The sequence below is a fragment of the Acidimicrobiales bacterium genome (genome assembly GCA_035316325.1).
GTDB lineage: Bacteria > Actinomycetota > Acidimicrobiia > Acidimicrobiales > VFJN01 > DASXTK01.
This window is the reverse complement of the sequence record DATHJB010000036.1, coordinates 1-17,511: the sequence shown is the minus strand read 5'-3', so window position 1 is coordinate 17,511 and position 17,511 is coordinate 1. Positions and strand designations below refer to the sequence as shown.

The following is a 17,511-nucleotide window of genomic DNA, read 5'->3' as shown; positions in this document are numbered from 1 at the left end:
GAGGACACCTCCGGCCATGCCCCGAGTCGAGGCCAACGGCCTGCACTTCCACGTGCAGCGCCTGGGCGACGGCGCTGCGACCGACCGGCCGACCGTGGTGATGCTCCACGGGCTGGTGGCCGACAACCTGTCGAGCTTTTACTACACGATCGCCAACCCGGTGGGCCTCGTGGCCGACACCTACCTCTACGACCTGCGGGGCCACGGGCGCAGCGACATGCCCCGCACCGGCTACACCGTCCACGACCACGTGGAGGACCTCCGGGCGTTGCTCGCCACCTGGGACCCGGCAGGCCCGGTGCACCTGGTGGGCAACAGCTTCGGTGGGGTGGTGGCGCTGGCCTTCGCGCACCGCTTCCCGGAGCGGGTGGCCAGCCTGGTGCTGGTGGAGGCCCACTTCGCCACCGAGGGCTGGGGCGAGCACATGGCCGGCAGCCTGGCGCTGGCGGCCTTCGGCCTCGACGAGGACGGCGTGAAGGAGTGGCTCGACGAGAACGCCGGTCGCAAGCTGAGCCGGCTGGCGCGGCACAGCGAGAAGCTGCTGATGGAGACGTCGCTGATCGACGACCTGCAGCGGGAGCGACCCTTCAGCCGCCGGGCGCTGGCCGGCATCACCTGCCCGACCCTGGCCATCTACGGCGAGGGCTCCGACATCCTCGATCGTGCCCACGACCTTCGAGAGCACGTCGCCGGCTGCGAGCTGCACGTGGTGCCCGGCTGCACCCACTCGGTGCTGTTCGAGGCGACGGCCTTCGTCCGCGAGCGCACCGTCGCCTGGGTGCGGGACGCGGCCACGCCCGTGACCCTGCCGACGCGGGCGAGCTGACCGACGGTGGCCCGGTTCCTCTTCGTGGTGCCGCCGTTGTCGGGGCACGTCAACCCGACGGTGTCGGTGGGCCGTGAGCTGGCGCGGCGCGGCCACGACGTGGCCTGGGCCGGCCTGCCCGGGGCGGTGGACCCCCTGCTGCCCCCGGACGCCCTCTTCCTGCCGGCCGGCTCGCCCGAGGCCATCGAGCACGTGGACGACCTGCGCCTGCGCTCCCGCGGCCTGCGGGCGGCGGCGGCGTTCAAGTTCCTCTGGGAGAACGTGCTGCTGCCGCTCGGCTACGCCATGGTCGACGGCGTCGACCGGGTGGTCGAGCAGTGGCAGCCCGATGTGCTGGTGGCCGACCAGCAGACCCTGGCCGGCGGCGCGGTGGCGCGGCGCCGGGGGCTGCGCTGGGCGACGTCGGCCACGACCACGGCCGAGCTGGTGGACGTGCTGGCGGGACTGCCCCTCGCCGAGCAGTGGGTGGACGAGCAGGTGGTCCGGTTCCAGGCCGACATCGGCATGCCGCCGGACCTGGTGTCGACCCACGGCCTGCGCGTCTCCGAGCATCTGGTGCTGGTGTTCAGCACCCGGCGGCTGGTGGGCGAGCATCACGACTTCCCCGACCACTTCGCCTTCGTCGGACCGTCGATCTCCGACCGGCCCGAGCCCGACGACTTCCCCTGGGACTGGCTCGACCCCGAGCAGCCCCACGTGCTGGTGTCGCTCGGCACGGTGAACACCCAGGCCGGCGAGCGGTTCTTCGGCGTCGCCGCCGAAGCGCTGGCCGGCGAGGCCCTGCAGGCGGTGTTCGTGGCTCCCCCGAGCCTGGTGGGGGAAGCGCCGAACATCCTCGTCCGGGAGCGCGTCCCGCAGCTGGGACTGCTCCCCCACCTCGACGCCGTGGTGTGCCACGCGGGCCACAACACGGTGTGCGAGACGTTGGCCCACGGGCTGCCGCTGGTACTGGCGCCGATCCGCGACGACCAGCCGGTGGTGGCCGACCAGGTGGTGCAGGCCGGGGCGGGCGTGCGGGTGCGCTTCGGCCGCGTCCTGCCCGCCGACCTCCGCAAGGCCGTGCACACCGTGCTCGACGAGCCGACCTTCCGCACTGCGGCGGGCGACATCCGACTGTCCTTCGAGGCGGCAGGTGGCGCGCTTGCCGCGGCGATCCGATTGGAGTCCCTATGCGTCCCCGCCCCCTGACCCGCCATGCCCCGTGGGCGATCGCCACGGCCGGCATCGTCGCCAACAGCCTGCGCCTGCGCGCGCGCCTGACCCAGCTCGCCGTGCTGGACGACTTCCTCGCCGGCAACGGCGTCACCGAGCTGCCCGGCGCCTTCGACGACGACTTCGAGCTCGTGACGGCCGAAGGCGTGACCGTGGACGACACCACCCTGCGCGCCGCGGTGCGCTACGCCCGCTTCCACGACCTCGACGTGGTCGACCTGGTGCCGGCCGACCTGCCCGTCGCCGACCTGTTGGAGCTGATGCGGCTCGTCAACCCGAAGACCTACCGCGACGACCCGATGGTCGCCGGCCGCGGCGCCGGCCATGCCACCCTCGTCCGCTCCACCCTGCTGCCCCGGGTGCACCTGCCCCGCACCGCCGACCTCGACCCGGTCGAGTACGTGGAGGCGATGGTGCAGCTGAAGAACTACGCACCGACGACCAGCGACCTGGTGGTGGCACCCCGGCTCACCGCGGTGACGCCCGACGTGGGCTGGCGCCTGCCCCGGTTGAAGGCCATCTACGGACCGCCGATGCCCGCGTTCGGCGGCGCCCCGACCGCCGTGGCGGCGGCGGTGACGGTGGGACCCAAGGCCAGCCGCATCTGGGGGACGGCGGCGCTGGCGGCCTACGTCGCGCAGCCCTTCGTCGCCACGATCCGGCTGGCCGTGAAGCCCCGGGACCTGCGGGTGCACACCGCGCTCGGCCGGCCGGCACGCCAGGTGGCGGACATGGTGCGGGCGCTGCGGGCGATCCCGCCGCCGGCGGTGGAGGCCCGGGCCGAACGTGACGCCGAGCAGGCTGCCGCCCAGCGCGAGGAGTACGCCCGGATGCTGGACGACCCGGCCCGCCTGTTCGAGCCGCGCCGGGTGACGTGCCCGTGGTGCGGCAGCGACGAGCTCCAGGGCCTGATCGACGTGCCTGACATGCTCCAGCGCAAGCCGGGGCAGTTCCACCTGGACGAGTGCCGTGAGTGCGACCACGTGTTCCAGAACCCCCGGCTGTCGCTGGAGGGGCTCGACGTCTACTACAAGGACTTCTACGACGGCCTGGGTGAGAACGACACCGCGTTCTCGTTCTCGATGGGCGGGCGCTCGTACTTGCAGCGCGCCCTGATGCTGGCGGGCGTGGCCCAGCCCAAGCGCTGGCTCGACGTGGGTGCCGGCCACGGCCACTTCTGCCTGTGTGCCCGCGAGGTGTGGCCCGAGACCCGCTTCGACGGCCTCGACCTGAGCGACAGCGTGGTGGAGGCGCAGCGCCGGGGCTGGGTGGAGCACGGCTACAAGGGCATGTTCCCCGACATGGCGGACGACCTGGTGGGCGCCTACGACGTGGTGAGCATGCACCACTACCTGGAGCACACCCGCGACCCCGAGGCCGAGCTGGATGCCGCCGGCACGGTGCTCGAGCGCGGCGGCCACCTGCTGATCGAGGTGCCCGACCCCGAGAGCCGCCTGGGCCGCCGGTTGGGCCCCCTGTGGGGGCCGTGGTTCCAGCCGCAGCACCAGCACTTCGTGTCGGCCGGAAACCTCACCGAGGCGTTGCAGCAGCGGGGGTTCACGGTGGTGGCCGTCGAGCGGGCGGAGGCCCACCAGACCGTGGACCTGGCCTTCGCCATGTGGCTGCTCGCCCGGCGGGTGGCGCCCGCCGGCAGCCAGCCGTGGGCGCCGCCGCTGACGCCCGCCCGCCGGGCCGCCCGGACCGCGACCTTCGCCGCGTTCGCGCCGTTCATGGTGGCCGCCCTGGTGGCGGACCAGGCCATCGCCCCGCTGCTCCGACGCCTCCCCCGGATGACCAACACGTACCGCATCCTCGCTCGGCGCAGTTAGTTCCTTTTCAGTGGTTTTCATGGACTTCACCGTAGCACGGGTCTAGTCTGTGTCCATGCACTTCTTTCGCTACTCAGAGTGGTCCAAGTAGAGAACGAGAATCAGTACTGTTAAGGGAGCGATGTCCTCCCTCTCCCTCTCCCTCGCACTGGAGCTCGTCCCGTGAAGATCGCGTTCGTCGGCAAGGGCGGCAGCGGCAAGACCACGCTCGCCTCGTTGATGGTTGGCCACCTCGTGGCACAGGACCGCCCGGTCCTCGCCGTCGATGCCGACATCAACCAGCACCTGGCGGTGGCTCTCGGCGCGAGCGAGGCGGAGGCCGCTGCGCTCCCCACCCTCGGCAGCCAGCTCCACCTCGTCAAGGACCACCTGCGGGGCAGCAACCCGCGCATCACCTCGGCCAACGCCATGATCAAGACCACCCCACCCGGCGCGGGGTCGCGCCTGGTCGACGTCACCGGCGACAACCCCGTGTACGCGGCGTGCGTCCGACACGTCGGTGGCGCCCGGCTGGCGGTCACCGGCCCCTTCTCCGAGGACGACCTCGGCGTCGCCTGCTACCACTCCAAGGTCGGGGCGGTGGAGCTGCTGCTCAACCACATGGTCGACGGGCACGACGAGTACGTGGTGGTCGACATGACGGCTGGCGCCGACAGCTTCGCCTCGGGGCTGTTCACCCGGTTCGACATGACGTTCGTCGTGTGCGAACCGACGCTCCGCAGCGTCGGGGTCTTCCGGCAGTACGTCGACCACGCCGAGGGCTTCGGCGTGCGCATCGCCGCGATCGGCAACAAGGTGCACGACGACGACGATCTGGCCTTCCTGCGCGACCAGCTGGGCGACGCCCTGGTGGCGTGGGTCAGCCGCTCGGCCCACGTCCGGGCCGCCGAGCGCGGCGACTCCCGGCCCATCGACCTCCTCGAGGTCGGCAACCGGACCGTGCTCGACACCCTCCGCCGGGCCGTCGACGCCACGCCCAAGGACTGGCACCGCTACCAGCAGCAGGCGGTCGACTTCCACCTGCGCAACGCCACCAGCTGGGGCAACGACCGCACCGGCCAAGACCTCGCCACCCAGGTCGATCCCGACTTCACCCTCGGCCCCGCCGCCCTGGCCCACTCCGGCCTACCCCCGCTCCCCCGCTGATCCCGGGGCTCGGCTCAGGGGGAGCGGATGACGGGCGGGAGGACGTAGCTGCCGTCGAGGACGGCGGGGCGCGGTTGGTAGAGGCGCAGCATCGGGCGGAAGTCACCCTCGGGTGCCGGGAGCCAGTTGCTGCGGGCGGGCTCGTCGTGGGGTTCGTCGTGCTGCAGGTGCACGGTGAGCGAACCGTCGGCGCCGTGGCGCAGGCCCGGCGTGCGGTCGCCGATCGAGTACCGGCCGATCGGGTTGTCGACCAGGTAGTAGTCGGGCGTGTCGTACATGGTGAGCGACCAGAAGGCGTCGACCGGCGGCGGCTCGGCGAACGTGATCGTGTAGCGGTCGGCGCCGTTGAGCTGCCGGCCGTCGGCGTCCTCGAACACCTGGGCGTAGACGGCCTCGTAGCCGTGGTTGCCCCACAGGCCGACGCGGGCGGCGACCGCCCGGACCTGCCGCGCCCGGCGGCGGTCGGCGAACCGCCACTGCGGCTGGTCGACGGTCCCCAGGCCCAGGTGGTCGACGTTGTAGTCGAACAGGTGGGGGTTGTTGTGCCAGCCGTTCAGCGGCACCGTGGTGCCGGCCCGGGTCAGCTGCTCGATCTCCGCCATCGCCTCCTCCCTCCCGTTGACCAGGGCGGCGACGAGGAAGTCGGGCGGGTCGACGTAGGGCGACGGCGACGCCGGCGGGGCGTCGAGCAGGCCGAGCGGACCGAGGACGTGCTGGAAGTCCTGGTCGGCGGCCGACGGTGGGAACGCCTGCATCCACACCCGCAGCTTCTCGAAGAACGCCAGCTCGTCGGGGACGCCGGCCGAAGGTGAAGGGATCCCGGCGGTCGGCCCCGGGTCGCCGTAGGGCTCCAGGACCAGCCCGCCCTGCAGGACCGCCACCTTGGACACGTCCGCCTCGCCGTCGCAGGCCCACCGCCCGACGATCGTCGCCACGGCCGTCGGCACGGCGATCTGCCGGGCCTTCACCGGCACGTCGCCCTCCCAACCGGGCGGTGTGAGCAGGTAGCTGCCACGGGCCGTCCCCGTGGCGCGGGTGCCGACGTAGGCGAAGTTGTCGGTCCAGGCGTCGACGAACTGGAGGACGTAGTACCGCCCGCCGCTGTCGGGGACGTCGAGCAGCAACGGCCCGCCGCTGAGGTCGAGCTGGGCGATCGAGTAGATCGTGTCGTTGTTGACGCTGACGAACTTGTCGTCCGGTCCGGCCAGCTTCGTGGCGTGGCTGAACGTGTTGAACGGCGCCGCGGCCAGGCTGCCCATCCCGATCTGGGTGAAGCGCTGCACCTCCGAGAGGTCGAAGACCAGCGGGTACCCGTAGACGTAGGCCTCGGCGGCCAACGCGTGGTCGGAGAGGTGGTCGGCCATGCGGAGAGGCTCGGCGGAGCTGGTCGCCTAACGCATCACCCGCCGCGGGCGATCCGCCCGGGGACGGCCGGCACCACAGTCGACGAGGTGGACACCCCCACCCGCGCCCGCCCCCGCCGCGCCCGTCGCCTCGGGGCCAAGACGCTGCTGGTGGTGGGGTGCGTGGTGCTGCTCCTGGCGAACGTCACGGTGTGGCTGCGGCTCACCGCGCTCGACACCGACCGCTTCGTCGCCGCACTGACACCGCTGGCCGACGACCGGGACCTGGACGAGGGCCTCGCGGTCGCCCTCACCGACCGGATCATGAGCCGGGTCGACGTCGAGGCGCAGATCGAGGAGGCGCTGCCGAACGACAACCCGCTGGTGGTGGCCACCGTGACCCGCCTGGCCCGGGGCCTGGTGCAGGACACGCTGCGTGACGTCCTGGAGAGCGACACCTTCTCCACCATCTGGACGGAGGCGCTGCGCCGGACCCACCGGCGGGCGCTCCAGGTGATCGACGGGGCCGACGGCTCGATCGCCCTGCAGCTCACCGACGTGCTCGAACGGGCCGACCGCCTGCTGACCGACCGCTGGCTCGACATCATCGACAGCAGGACGATCGAGGAGATCGACCGGGTGGTCGTGGCGACCTCCGACGACATCCAGACCGTGGGCCAGGCGGTCGACACCCTGCGCACGCTGGCGGTCGTCCTACCGATCGTGACGCTGGTGCTGCTGGCGCTGGCCGTGGTGCTGGCGGTCGACCGGCGGCGGATGGTGGTGCTCGTCGGCCTCGGGATGGTGGCGACGATGGTGGTCACGGCGGTGGCGCTGCGCATCGGCCGGCGAGCGCTGTTCGACCAGATCGACGGCGACGTCCGGCGCCGCGCCGCCGGCGACGTGTGGACCGGGCTGCTCACTCCCCTGTTCCGCCAGACGGCCGTGCTGCTGGTGCTGGGGCTGCTGCTCGCGATCGGCGCCTGGCTCGTCGGCCCGGCGTCGTCGACCGTCCGGCTCCCGCAGCTCGCCGCCATCGGTCCCTACCGGCGCCCGCTGCAGGTGGCGGTGGTCGCCGCCGCCGCGGCCGCGCTGCTCCTGCTCCCTTCGCTGACGGTGACGACGGCGCTGGTGGTCGTGCTGCTCGCCGTCCTGGCCGTCGTCGCCCTGGAGATCGTCAACCCGGACGAGAGCGGGAGCGGGGCCGCGCCCGCCTAGGACCGCCCTAGTCGCAGTCGCTCGCGGCGGCGGTCCTCAGCTCCTCGGCGGCGTCGCCCACGTTGCCGAGCGCGTCGCGGAGGGTGTCGGCGGCGGCGTCCAGCGAGGAGCTCGACCCCAGGTCGCTGACGGCGCTGCCGAGGTCGTCGACCGACGATTCGAGGTCGTCGATCTGCGGCGAGAGCCTGTCCTCGTCGGCGTCGCGCATGTCGGTCAGGTCGTCGTCGATGTCACCGAGGATGTCCTGGACGTCGTTGATGCTGGTGGCTCCGAGGTCGAGGTCGCGCAGCTCGGTGACGTTCTCGTCGAGGTCGTCCCGAGCGTCGCAGACCTCGTCCGACGCGCTCTCGTCGTCACCGCAGGCGCCCAGCACGGCCATCGCCGTCAGCCCCAACCCGGCCCCGACGACACCGACACGTCTCCGTCTCATGGCGTCAGGCTGGCGACGCCCTCGCCGACCGTCGTCACCCCGGCGGGGTGAAGGTGGTCACTCGAAGGTCGTCAGCCCCGCCGCCACCGCGTAGCCGAGCACGGTGAGCAGACCCACCAGCTTCCCGCCGTGCTGGAAGGCCTCGGGCATCATCGAGTCGGCCAGCATCGTGAGCACCGCTCCGGCGGCGAACGCCTGGGCGTAGATGCCCGAGCTCCCGATCGAGTCGCCCACCAGGTAGCCGAGCAGGGCCGTGAGCGCGGCAGCACCACTGAGCGCCGTCCACATCCAGAAGACGCGGCGCTGGGAGTTGCCGGCCTCGAGCAGGCTGCTGGTCCCGGCGATGCCCTGCGGGATGTTCGACACGAATACCGCCACCACGAACGCGACGCTGATCGTGCCGCCCAGCTGGATGCCGATGCCCAGCACGAACGCCTCGGGCAGGCCGTCGAGCAGGGCGCCGAGGAACATGGCCGCGCCCGAGCCCTCGGACGCCGTGCCGGCCCTGATGGTCTGTCGCTGGTCGCCGCCGCCCCGGTCGATCAGCCGGTCGCCGACGAAGTAGACGAGCGCGCCCAGCCCGAACCCCAGGCCCACCCCGGTCACCTGGTGCAGGCTCGACTCCGGCACCAGCTCGTAGGCGACGGCGCTCAGCATCGTGCCCGCGCCGAACGCCATCACCAGGCCTGTCGCCTTGTAGGCCTTGGCCATCGGGCCGGCCAGGGCCTCGCCGATGTACAACGCCGACGACGAGAACCCTCCCCAGAACAGGGCCTGCCAGGCGCTCATGCGTTCAGCTTCGCCGATCGACCACGAAGGTCAGGACCGCCCGCACCAGCGTGATGACCCACGGCCGCATCGTCGGCCGCCCCCGGGCGATGGGCGCCACCCCCATGGGGTGATACGCCCCGCCCAGCTCCTCCCCTCGGGCGGCCGCGACGACGGCGGCTTCGTCCAGGTCAGATGGGCGGGCACCAGCCGGGCTCGCGACCGAAGGCCCGGAGGAGCTGGCCCTGCGGGCCGTCGTCGAGCACGGCCTCGTCGTCGGGCGGGCGGTCACCGACCGCGCCCGAGCTGCGGTAGTCGTCCTCGCGGGCCGCGAACCACGTCGCCAGCGCCTCGATCAGCTCGGGCTCCATCTCCGGGTCGCCACCGGTGGCCACCGCCAGGTCCCAGCCGTGGATGACGTGGTCGGCGGCGAGCTGGTAGGCGTACTCCTCGGCCGGGGCGTCGCCGAAGGACAGGTGCACCACCCGCCCGGCGACCACGGCGCTGGCGGTCGCCATCGTGGCGGCGTCGGCTGCGGCCCGGCCGATCGCGACGGGGTCGTCGCCCAGCACGTCGCCGTCGAAGCGGTCGCCCACGTCGGCGATCGTGGCGCCGTCCATCATCGGCACGGTCCACAGGTCCTCGGCGACCACGTGGTTGACCAGCGCCCGGACGTTCCAGGCGCCGCACGGCGTCGTCGCGTCCCAGCGGTTGCCGACGGTCTCGAGCCGCCGCGTGAACTCGGCCACCGAACGGCTGTGCAGGCTGGCGACATCCATCTTTCGTTCCTCCTCGGCTCGCCCTCGGGGAGGGACGATATGCCACTCCGGGGTGCGCACGGGGATGTGCCCGGTCACAGCGCCTGCCGTGTGGTCCGATGGTGGAGCCATGTCACCGCCGTCCCCGCCGCCCGCGCCACCCCCTCACGTCGGCCCACCCCCTCCCGTCGGCCCACCGCCGAGCCGGCGCCTCAGCCCGGTGCTCCTCGCCGGCCTGATCGCCTCGGCCGTCGGTTTCGTGCTGGAGCTCAGCTACCACAACCACCGCACGGAGAACGGCCTCGTGGTCGAGTGCGACTACCGCAACTACGCCCCGCTGCTCCTCGGCCCGCCCGCCATCGTGCTGGGCCTCCTGGCGCTGGTCCGCAGCCGCCGTGCCGGGCAGCAGGCGACTCTCGAAGCCGGCCTCGGCCTGCTCTGCGTCGCCATCGGGGTGCTCCACGTGGTGCGCGGGCTCGGCGTCGTCGACCTCGACCTCCTCGGCCAGGACCCCTGCTGAGAACACCATGTAAAACCGGCCTGAGTCGCGCGGACACGCCGTTCCCCCTCTCTTAAGCTCGTGGCCGCACAGCGTGGCGCGAGTCCGGAGGAGCGGGTGGGCCGATGGGTCAGCGAACGCGAAGGATCGCCCCGCTGGCCGCCGGGATCGTCGTCACGCTCGTGGTGCTGAGCGTCGTCTGGCGGGCCTGGTTCGGCACCCGCGACGCCACCGACCGGGCCGAAGCATCCCTACGGCACACCGACGACGAGATCTCGGCGACCCGGGACGACCTGACCGCAGCCGACTCCGAGCTCGGCGACGAAGTGGCGACGCTGGCCGACGGAATCGACACGCTGACCGTCCGCCGCGGTGAGAGCGACGTCGTGGCGCGGGAGCTCGACGCCGCCGAGGCCGTCCTGCGCGACCTGGAGAACCAGCTCGCCGTCGCCCGGCTCGACCTGGCCGGGCGCCAGAACCGGCTCGAGGCCTTCGACCAGTGCCTGGTCGGCGTGGCCGAGGCGCTCAACCAGATCGCGGTGAGCGACATCGACGGGCTGGCGGCCACCGTCCGCCGCATCGAGAGCACCTGCACCGAGGCCGGGGTGGCGCTGTGATCGCGCTGGCCGCGCTGGTCGCCCCGCCGTTGGAGGCGCTGCGGTCGCGGCGCCGGCCGGTGACGATCGTGGCCGGTGTGCTGGTCGTGGTCGTGACCGCGGTGTTCGCCTACGAGTACCGCCAGGCGCGGGCCGACCTGGCCGACACCCGCACCCGGCTCGAGGCCGCGCGGGCCGACCTGGCCGACGCCCGCACCCAGGTCGACCGCACGCAGGTGCGCGCCGACCTCACCCGCGACACCGTCGACCTCATCCAGTCGGAGACCGACTTCGCCGTCGCCACCCGCGAGCTGGTCGAGGCCGTCATACGCGAGACGACGACGGAGATCGCCGATGTCGACGCCCTCCAGCGGGAGATCGACCTCCAGCGGATGGCGGTCGCCGCCGACTCCAGCGAGACCCAGGCCTGCTTCGACGGCGTGGCCCGGGCCGTCGACGCCAACGGGCGCGGCGACAGCGACGCGGCCGTCGACGCCCTGCGCGACGCCTCCGGCCCCTGCGCCGGCACCCTCGCCCTGGCCACCGGCGCCCGCTTCCCCTACGACTTCGCCGACCCCTTCGTGCTGCGGGCGGGCGACGGCCGCTGGTACGGCTACTCCACCAACGCCGGCGCCGGCGACGTCCAGGTCATCCGGTCGACGGACCTGCAGACCTGGGAGCTGGTCGGCAACGGCCTGGCCGCCCTGCCGGCGTGGGCCTCGCCCGGCGCGACCTGGGCGCCGGCGGTGCTGGCCCGGGACGGCCACTACGTCCTCTACTACACGGCCCGGGAGGCGTCGTCGCACCTCCAGTGCATCTCGCGGGCGGTGGCATCGTCACCGGCCGGGCCGTTCCTCGACGACTCGACCGCACCCCTGGTGTGCCAGCACGAGTACGGCGGATCGATCGACCCCAGCCCGTTCGTCGACGCCGACGGGCGCCTGTCGCTGCTGTGGAAGTCGGAGGGCGGGGGCCGGGCGCCGACGATCTGGTCGCAGGCGCTGGCGCCCGACGGCCGGAGCCTGGCGTTCGTCCCCGCCCGGCCGCTAATAACGGTGGACCGGGCCTTCGAGCACAGCGTGGTCGAGGCGCCGACCCTGCTGCGGGAGGGCGGCCGCTACTTCCTGCTGTACGCCGGGGGCGACTGGAGCTCACGGTCCTACTCCGCGGCGTACGCCGTCTGCGCCGGGCCCGCCGGCCCCTGCACGAAGCCCGCCGACGGCCGGGTGCTCCGGTCGGGCCACAAGCTCGCCGGGCCGGGCGGCGTCGAGGTCTTCCGCGACGCCGCGGGCGCTCCGTGGGTGGCGTTCCACGCCTACTCCGAGCCCAACGTCGGTTACCCCAGCAGCCGGTACTTCCACGTCGCCCGCCTCCGGGTCACCGGCGACGGCCTGGCGGTCGACGTCGCCACGTAGGCCGTGTCGGTGCCGCAGGTTCCGCGGCTCTCGCCGGTCACTCGAAGCGGGTGGCGTCGAGGGCGGTGAGGCGGTCGAGCAGCGGGAGGGTGGCGAGCACCACCAGCAGGGCGACCGCGAGACCGCCGACCAGGGACAACCAGTAGTCGAGGCCGGGCAGGACGAAGGTCTGGTCGCCGCCGCTGCCGGCCGCCATGACCAGCGCCGCGACCACCAACCCCAGGCCGACGCTGGCCCCGGCCATCATCAGCAGCGGCGCCGCCGCCTCGGCCAGCACGACCCGGTGCAGGTCGGAGAGCCGGGTGCCGGCCAGGCGCAGCAGGGCGAAGGGCTGCTTGCGCTCGACGATGGCGCCGGCCACGGCGACCGCGAGGCTGCATCCGGCGATCACCAGGGTGACCGAGAGCCCGATGTTGCTGACCCGCTGCATGGTGTCGAGCTGGCTGCGGCTCTCGGCGTCGATGTCGCGCTGGGTGATCGGCTGTGCGCCCGGGACGCCCAGCTCCAACCGGGTGCGCACCGCCTCGATGGTCGCCACCTGTCCGTCGGTGGCCGCGGCGACGGCGACCGGGGGCAGGTCCTCGAGCGCATCGCCCGGGATCGGGGCGACGAAGCCGGTCGGCTCGACGTGCTGGCCCGTCATTTCGACCACCGTCGTGCCGGCACACGGCTCGAAGCCCAGCGCCTCGGCGTCGGTGCAGCTCACGAGGACGGGAGCGCCGATGTCGGCGCCCGAACGGACGAGCGCGGTGAGCAGGTCGAGGTCGTCGGGGAACGCCCGGGCGACGACGACCCGCTCCACACCGTCTGTCCTGGCCAGGTCGCGGACGAGCTGGGTGGTGCGGGCGGCGTCCAGCTCGGGCCGCCGAGGGACGGCCGGTGGTGCCGGGCCGGCGTCCGGGCCCGTCGGCGGCGGCTCGGGCCGCGCGGCGTGGGGCGCGGCGGCGACCACGCCGGGTGCCAGGTCGGCAGCGTCGACGTGCTCGTCGGCGAGGACGCTCGCGGCGATGCCGCTGAACACGGTGCCGACGAACACCGCCAGGGTGAGGCCGCTGATGGCCCGGAAGCCGGCCGCGGGGTCGTCCTGGAGCCGGCGGGCCGCCAGCAGCGACGGCGCCCGGCGTCCGAACCGGGCGATGCCCCGGGCCGCCAGGGCGGTGAGCCACGGGCCCGACAGTGCGATCCCGACGATCAGCACCAGGAACGCCAGGCCGACGGCGTAGCTCTCGGCGTCCTCGGCGTTCGAGCGCCCGGACCAGACGACCACGAGGGCCAGGAACGCCATGCCCGCGGCGACCAGCAGCAGCGGCCAGGCCTTCGGGCGGGAGGGCACGGACCGCCGGGCGACCCCGAGCGGGGAGATGCGGACCCGGCGCAGCGACACGATGGCCGCACCCACGGCGAGCAGTGGCACCCCCAGGGCGACCAGGACCGCCCAGGCGGGCGAGAGCCGCAGGTCGGACGGGTAGAAGCTGGCGCCATCGAAGGGGACGCGGGCCACCGACGGGCGGAGCGCCAGGAACCCCACGAACCCCACGACCGTCCCGCCGGCCGCGGCGGCGGCCGCCTCGACCCCGGCGACCACTCCGACCTGGCGGTGCGTGGCGCCCGCCAGGCGCAGGGCGGCGAGGCGCTGCTCGCGGCGGGCCGCGGCCAGGCGGGTGGCGGTCGCCACGAACACGACGACGGGCACGAGCAACCCGACCCCGCCGACGGCCAGCACCACGCGCATCTCCTGGGTCACGGCCCGGCTCGCCGGGGCCGACTCGATGCTGCGCACCGTGACGACGCCCGTCTCGTCCTGCAGCTCGGCAGGCGCATGGCCGACGAACGCCACCAGGTCGTCGGGTGAGGCCAGCGCGTCACGTCCGACGGTGGCGGTGATCCGACCCGGGAACCGGTCGGCGAGCTGCGCGGGGTCGGTGGCGTCGAGCAGCTCGTCCAGCCGGGGCGACACCGCGATCTCGCCGGGCCCGGGCAGACGCTCGAGGCCGGGCGGCAGTGGTGCATCCGGGCCTTCGGCGGCGACGTCGACGCGCACCAGGTCGTGGCCCTCGAAGCGCCCGGTGGCGAGCCGCCACAGCAGCGGGTCGGTGGCGCTCTCGTCCTGCGCCGGCCGGTCGTTGTCGGCCGACGTCTCCAGCCAACCCCGGCGGACGTCATGAGCGTGCAGCGCCGGGAACCCGACCGCGGCGAACAGCAGCATGGCAACCGCCAACGCCATGCCCACACCGGTCAGCACCAGCCGCACCACCGCCTCCCGTCCACCCCCGGCCGTCAGCCGTCCCGCAAGCCGAATCATGCCGCCACCCTCACGTCGCGACCCGGTCGAGGGCCCGGCCGTCACGGACGACCACCTCGCGGTCGGCGTAGGCCGCCACCCGCGGCTCGTGGGTGACCAGCACCACCGTCGCCTGCTGGTCACGGGCGACGTCGACCAGCAGGTCCATGACCAGCTCGCCGGCGAGGGAGTCGAGCGAGCCGGTCGGCTCGTCCGCGAAGACGACGTCGGGCCGGGTGACCAGCGCCCGGGCCAGGGCCACCCGCTGGGCCTCGCCACCGGACAGCTCTCCGGGCCGCCGACCTTCGATGCCTTCACCGAGGCGCAGGCGGTCGAACCACGGCGCCGCCTCGGCCAGCGCCTCCGCCCGGGGACGTCCCGCCAGCAGCAGCGGCAGCGCCACGTTCTCGACCGCGGCGAGCTCCGGGACGAGCTGCCCGAACTGGAAGACGAACCCGAACCGCCGGCGGCGCAGCTCGGTGCGGGCCTTGTCGCTCATCACGTCGACGCGGTCGCCGTCGAACCACACCTCACCCGCGTCGGGGGTGAGGATGCCGGCCAGGCAGTGCAGCAGGGTCGACTTGCCGGAGCCGCTGGGACCCATGATCGCCACGATCTCGCCGGCGGCGACGGCGATGTCGGCCCCCCGCAGCGCCGGCGTCGCCCCGAACGACCGGGTGACCTCCCGGGCGACGAGCAATCCGCCACTCATGTGGTGACCTCCGCCGTGAGCTGGTCGAGTCGGGATTCGGTCATGTCGATCCAGCGGAGGTCGGCCTCCAGGTGGAACAGGGCATAGTCGGCCAGCAGGGCGTGACCCAGGCCACCGGCCCGGCGCTGGGCGGTCAGCTCGCGCATGCGCTCCAGGTGGGCGGCCCGCTGGGCGTCGAGGAACCGGTCGGCGGGTCGCCCGGACACCAGTGCGAGCACGACCTTGGTGAACAGGACCGACTGCAGGTGAGGCTCGGGCGGCTCGGGCCGGGTGAGCCACTGCTCCAGCGCGGTCACGCCCTCGGCGGTGATGGCGTAGCGCTTGCGCTCGGGCCCCGACCCGGGCTCGGTGCCCCGGGCCTCGACCCGCCCGTCGCGCTCCAGCCGACCGAGCGTGGCGTACACCTGCCCGAACGGGAGCGGCTTGTCCTGACCGAAGCGATGGTCGTACGCCCGCTTCAGCTCGTACCCGTGGACCGGCTCCGGTTCGAGCAGCCCCAACAGCGTGCACGGAATGTTCACCCGGCGGACTATACATCGAGTGAATACACCAAGCGAATAGTGACCCGACGGTGGCAACAGGCGGGGATCGAGCGATGAGTTCCGGGCCCAGGCGAGGTCTATGACGTGACGGGCGATCCGTGGAACCGATAGAGGAGGGCGTCGATGGCCGACAACGAACCGAAGGTGGAGCTCCACGAAGGGTTCAGCGAGCCGGGCGCCGTCGCACGACCGTGGGCCGACGTGGTCGACGTGCTGACGACCTCCGAGATCTTCTGGCTCTCGACCGTGCGCGGCGACGGGCGACCGCACGTCACGCCGCTCCCGGCGATCTGGCTCGACGGCACGCTCTACTTCTGCACCGGTGATGCCGAACAGAAGTCCAAGAACCTCGGGTCGGAGCCCCGTTGCATCCTCACGACCGGCACCAACCGGCTCCGGTCGGGCCTCGACGTGGTCGTCGAGGGGACCGCCGTCGCCGTGACCGACGAGCCGCAGCTCCACGCCCTGGCGGCGCTCTGGAAGTCGAAGCTCGACTGGGACTTCGGCGTGGAGGGCGACGCCTTCCGCGACGCCGACGGCCGTCGCGGCCTGGTCTTCGGCGTGACCCCCACCAAGGTCCTCTCCTTCGGCAGGGAGCCCGCCACCCAGACCCGCTATCGCTTCCCGGCCTGATCAGCTCAACAGGGCGACCACCTCCCGGCTCGGTCGGACGTCGCCGAAGATGCGGAAGAACGTGGCCAGCGAGGCCTCGTGCAGCCCGAACGACTGGCCCATCAGCGCGTCGGACACCATCGTGACCCGGTAGCCGAGCTCGTGGGCGTCCCGGGCCGACGACTCGCAGCACACGTTGGTGACCAGACCACCGATCAGCACGAACTCGACGCCTCGGACCCGCAGCCGGGAGTGGAGGTTGCAGTTGCCCGGGAAGAAGGCGCTGGCCCGGGCCTTCACCGCCCGCAGGTCGCCCGGGCGGACGTCGAGGCCCGGGGCGAGGCGCGTGCCCGCGCCACCGGGACCCGCCGCGTCGTGGTACTCGGCGGCGAGCTCGACCCCGAGCGTGCCCTCCAACGCCTCGGGACTCGTGATGGACGTGGTCACGAAGGCCACCGTCCCGCCGGCGGCACGCACCGCCGCGGCGACCGCGTTCACCGGGCGGTAGAGCCCGTCGTCGGCCTCCGCCCGCTGGCACGAGTGCTCGTCGAGGTCGACCACGACGAACGCGGTGCGCTGCCCGTCGGGCGGAGGGTGCACGTGGAGCCGGCCGCCGCGCCGGGCGACGACCTTGTCGACGAGGGCCTGTGGGATCACCCCGCTGGGATGGACGACCGGAAGCTCACTCATCGACCACCAGACTACACGAACACATGTACCCCTATGAGTGTTTCTGTGGGATCGGGGCGCCGATGAGAAATGGCGCCGGCAGTGGTCTGAGTACGGTCCGGTGAACGCGCGGCGCGCCATCAAGGGAGAGCAACGAGATGAGACCACTTCGATACTCGATCAACGTCACGCTCGACGGCTGCTGCCATCACGAGGCAGGGCTCCCCCCGGACGAGGAGTCGATGCGCTACTGGACCGCGGAGATGGAACGAGCCGATGCCCTGCTTTTCGGCCGGGTGACCTACGAGATGATGGAGTCGGCGTGGCGGCGGCCGGCCACGGGCACGTGGCCTGACTGGATGGGTGAGTGGGAGATCCCGTTCGCCGAGACCATCGACCGAGCGAAGAAGTACGTCGTGTCGAGCACGCTGGGCGGGGTCGATTGGAATGCCGAGCTGGTGCGAGGCGACTTGGGGCAAGCGGTTCAGCGGCTCAAGCAGGAGCCAGGCGAGGGCCTGTGGGTGGGTGGCGTGACGCTCCCCCTGGCGTTGGCAGATCTGGGACTGATCGACGAGTACGAGTTCCTTGTGCAGCCGGTCCTTGCCGGACACGGGCCGACGTTGCTCGCCGGTCTGCGCGAGCGCATCCAGCTCGA

18 protein-coding genes are annotated in these 17,511 nt (G+C 72.9%); 10 read left to right on the top strand and 8 right to left on the bottom strand.

The window, feature by feature from the left end:
• Nucleotides 1-16: 16 nt before the first annotated feature.
• From VK611_05150 to VK611_05135, 4 genes are all read left to right on the top strand, one after another.
• Nucleotides 17-826 (top strand): alpha/beta hydrolase, encoded by an 810-nt coding sequence (locus VK611_05150; GenBank protein HMG40691.1) that lies wholly within the window; start codon nt 17-19, stop codon nt 824-826.
• Between the two features lie 6 nt (nt 827-832).
• On the top strand, nt 833-2,014 hold the full coding sequence (locus VK611_05145; GenBank protein ID HMG40690.1) for a glycosyltransferase: 1,182 nt from the start codon (nt 833-835) through the stop codon (nt 2,012-2,014).
• Nucleotides 1,996-3,867, top strand: coding sequence for a class I SAM-dependent methyltransferase (locus VK611_05140; protein HMG40689.1), 1,872 nt, complete (start codon nt 1,996-1,998; stop codon nt 3,865-3,867). The genes VK611_05145 and VK611_05140 overlap by 19 nt, the downstream gene beginning before the upstream one ends.
• Before the next feature lie 162 nt (nt 3,868-4,029).
• Nucleotides 4,030-5,013: a hypothetical protein gene (locus tag VK611_05135; GenBank protein ID HMG40688.1), complete on the top strand. Its 984-nt coding sequence runs from the start codon at nt 4,030-4,032 to the stop codon at nt 5,011-5,013.
• A gap of 14 nt (nt 5,014-5,027) precedes the next feature.
• Here the strand turns inward: VK611_05135 and VK611_05130 are convergent, their stop codons facing one another.
• Nucleotides 5,028-6,377, bottom strand: a complete 1,350-nt coding sequence (locus tag VK611_05130; GenBank protein HMG40687.1) for a DUF1254 domain-containing protein — start codon at nt 6,375-6,377, stop codon at nt 5,028-5,030.
• An 87-nt stretch (nt 6,378-6,464) separates the two neighbouring features.
• Between VK611_05130 and VK611_05125 the strand changes: the two genes are divergently transcribed.
• Nucleotides 6,465-7,574, top strand: coding sequence for a hypothetical protein (locus VK611_05125; GenBank protein ID HMG40686.1), 1,110 nt, complete (start codon nt 6,465-6,467; stop codon nt 7,572-7,574).
• A 7-nt stretch (nt 7,575-7,581) separates the two neighbouring features.
• On the opposite strand, the gene VK611_05120 is transcribed toward VK611_05125, so the two are convergent.
• The 3 genes from VK611_05120 to VK611_05110 all read right to left on the bottom strand — a co-directional run bounded on the left by VK611_05120 (nt 7,582) and on the right by VK611_05110 (nt 9,551).
• Entirely contained in the window at nt 7,582-8,004 is a 423-nt protein-coding gene (locus VK611_05120) for a hypothetical protein (protein ID HMG40685.1), read from the bottom strand.
• Nucleotides 8,005-8,061: 57 nt separating this feature from the next.
• On the bottom strand, nt 8,062-8,793 hold the full coding sequence (locus VK611_05115; GenBank protein HMG40684.1) for a hypothetical protein: 732 nt from the start codon (nt 8,791-8,793) through the stop codon (nt 8,062-8,064).
• Nucleotides 8,794-8,963: 170 nt separating this feature from the next.
• On the bottom strand, nt 8,964-9,551 hold the full coding sequence (locus tag VK611_05110) for a TIGR03086 family metal-binding protein (protein ID HMG40683.1): 588 nt from the start codon (nt 9,549-9,551) through the stop codon (nt 8,964-8,966).
• Nucleotides 9,552-9,660: 109 nt separating this feature from the next.
• On the opposite strand from VK611_05110, the gene VK611_05105 reads away from it, so the two are divergent.
• From VK611_05105 to VK611_05095, 3 genes are all read left to right on the top strand, one after another.
• On the top strand, nt 9,661-10,050 hold the full coding sequence (locus tag VK611_05105; protein ID HMG40682.1) for a hypothetical protein: 390 nt from the start codon (nt 9,661-9,663) through the stop codon (nt 10,048-10,050).
• A 104-nt stretch (nt 10,051-10,154) separates the two neighbouring features.
• Nucleotides 10,155-10,646 carry a hypothetical protein gene (locus VK611_05100; protein HMG40681.1) on the top strand — a complete coding sequence of 164 codons (492 nt, stop codon included), beginning with the start codon at nt 10,155-10,157 and terminating at the stop codon, nt 10,644-10,646.
• A complete protein-coding gene (locus VK611_05095; GenBank protein ID HMG40680.1) occupies nt 10,643-12,040 on the top strand; it encodes a glycoside hydrolase family 43 protein in 1,398 nt (465 codons plus the stop codon). The genes VK611_05100 and VK611_05095 overlap by 4 nt, the downstream gene beginning before the upstream one ends.
• Nucleotides 12,041-12,077: 37 nt before the next feature.
• On the opposite strand, the gene VK611_05090 is transcribed toward VK611_05095, so the two are convergent.
• From VK611_05090 to VK611_05080, 3 genes are read right to left on the bottom strand one after another with little or no spacing between them, the layout of a single operon-like run.
• Nucleotides 12,078-14,342, bottom strand: coding sequence for an FtsX-like permease family protein (locus VK611_05090; GenBank protein ID HMG40679.1), 2,265 nt, complete (start codon nt 14,340-14,342; stop codon nt 12,078-12,080).
• Between the two features lie 10 nt (nt 14,343-14,352).
• Nucleotides 14,353-15,033, bottom strand: coding sequence for an ABC transporter ATP-binding protein (locus tag VK611_05085; GenBank protein HMG40678.1), 681 nt, complete (start codon nt 15,031-15,033; stop codon nt 14,353-14,355).
• Nucleotides 15,030-15,554: a PadR family transcriptional regulator gene (locus tag VK611_05080; protein HMG40677.1), complete on the bottom strand. Its 525-nt coding sequence runs from the start codon at nt 15,552-15,554 to the stop codon at nt 15,030-15,032. The genes VK611_05085 and VK611_05080 overlap by 4 nt, the downstream gene beginning before the upstream one ends.
• A gap of 144 nt (nt 15,555-15,698) precedes the next feature.
• Between VK611_05080 and VK611_05075 the strand changes: the two genes are divergently transcribed.
• Nucleotides 15,699-16,208: a pyridoxamine 5'-phosphate oxidase family protein gene (locus tag VK611_05075; GenBank protein ID HMG40676.1), complete on the top strand. Its 510-nt coding sequence runs from the start codon at nt 15,699-15,701 to the stop codon at nt 16,206-16,208.
• Here the strand turns inward: VK611_05075 and VK611_05070 are convergent, their stop codons facing one another.
• Entirely contained in the window at nt 16,209-16,877 is a 669-nt protein-coding gene (locus VK611_05070; protein HMG40675.1) for an isochorismatase family cysteine hydrolase, read from the bottom strand.
• 137 nt (nt 16,878-17,014) lie between these two features.
• Here VK611_05070 and VK611_05065 point away from each other — a divergent pair.
• Nucleotides 17,015-17,511: dihydrofolate reductase family protein (locus VK611_05065; GenBank protein ID HMG40674.1), on the top strand; the 497-nt coding region annotated here is incomplete at its 3' end.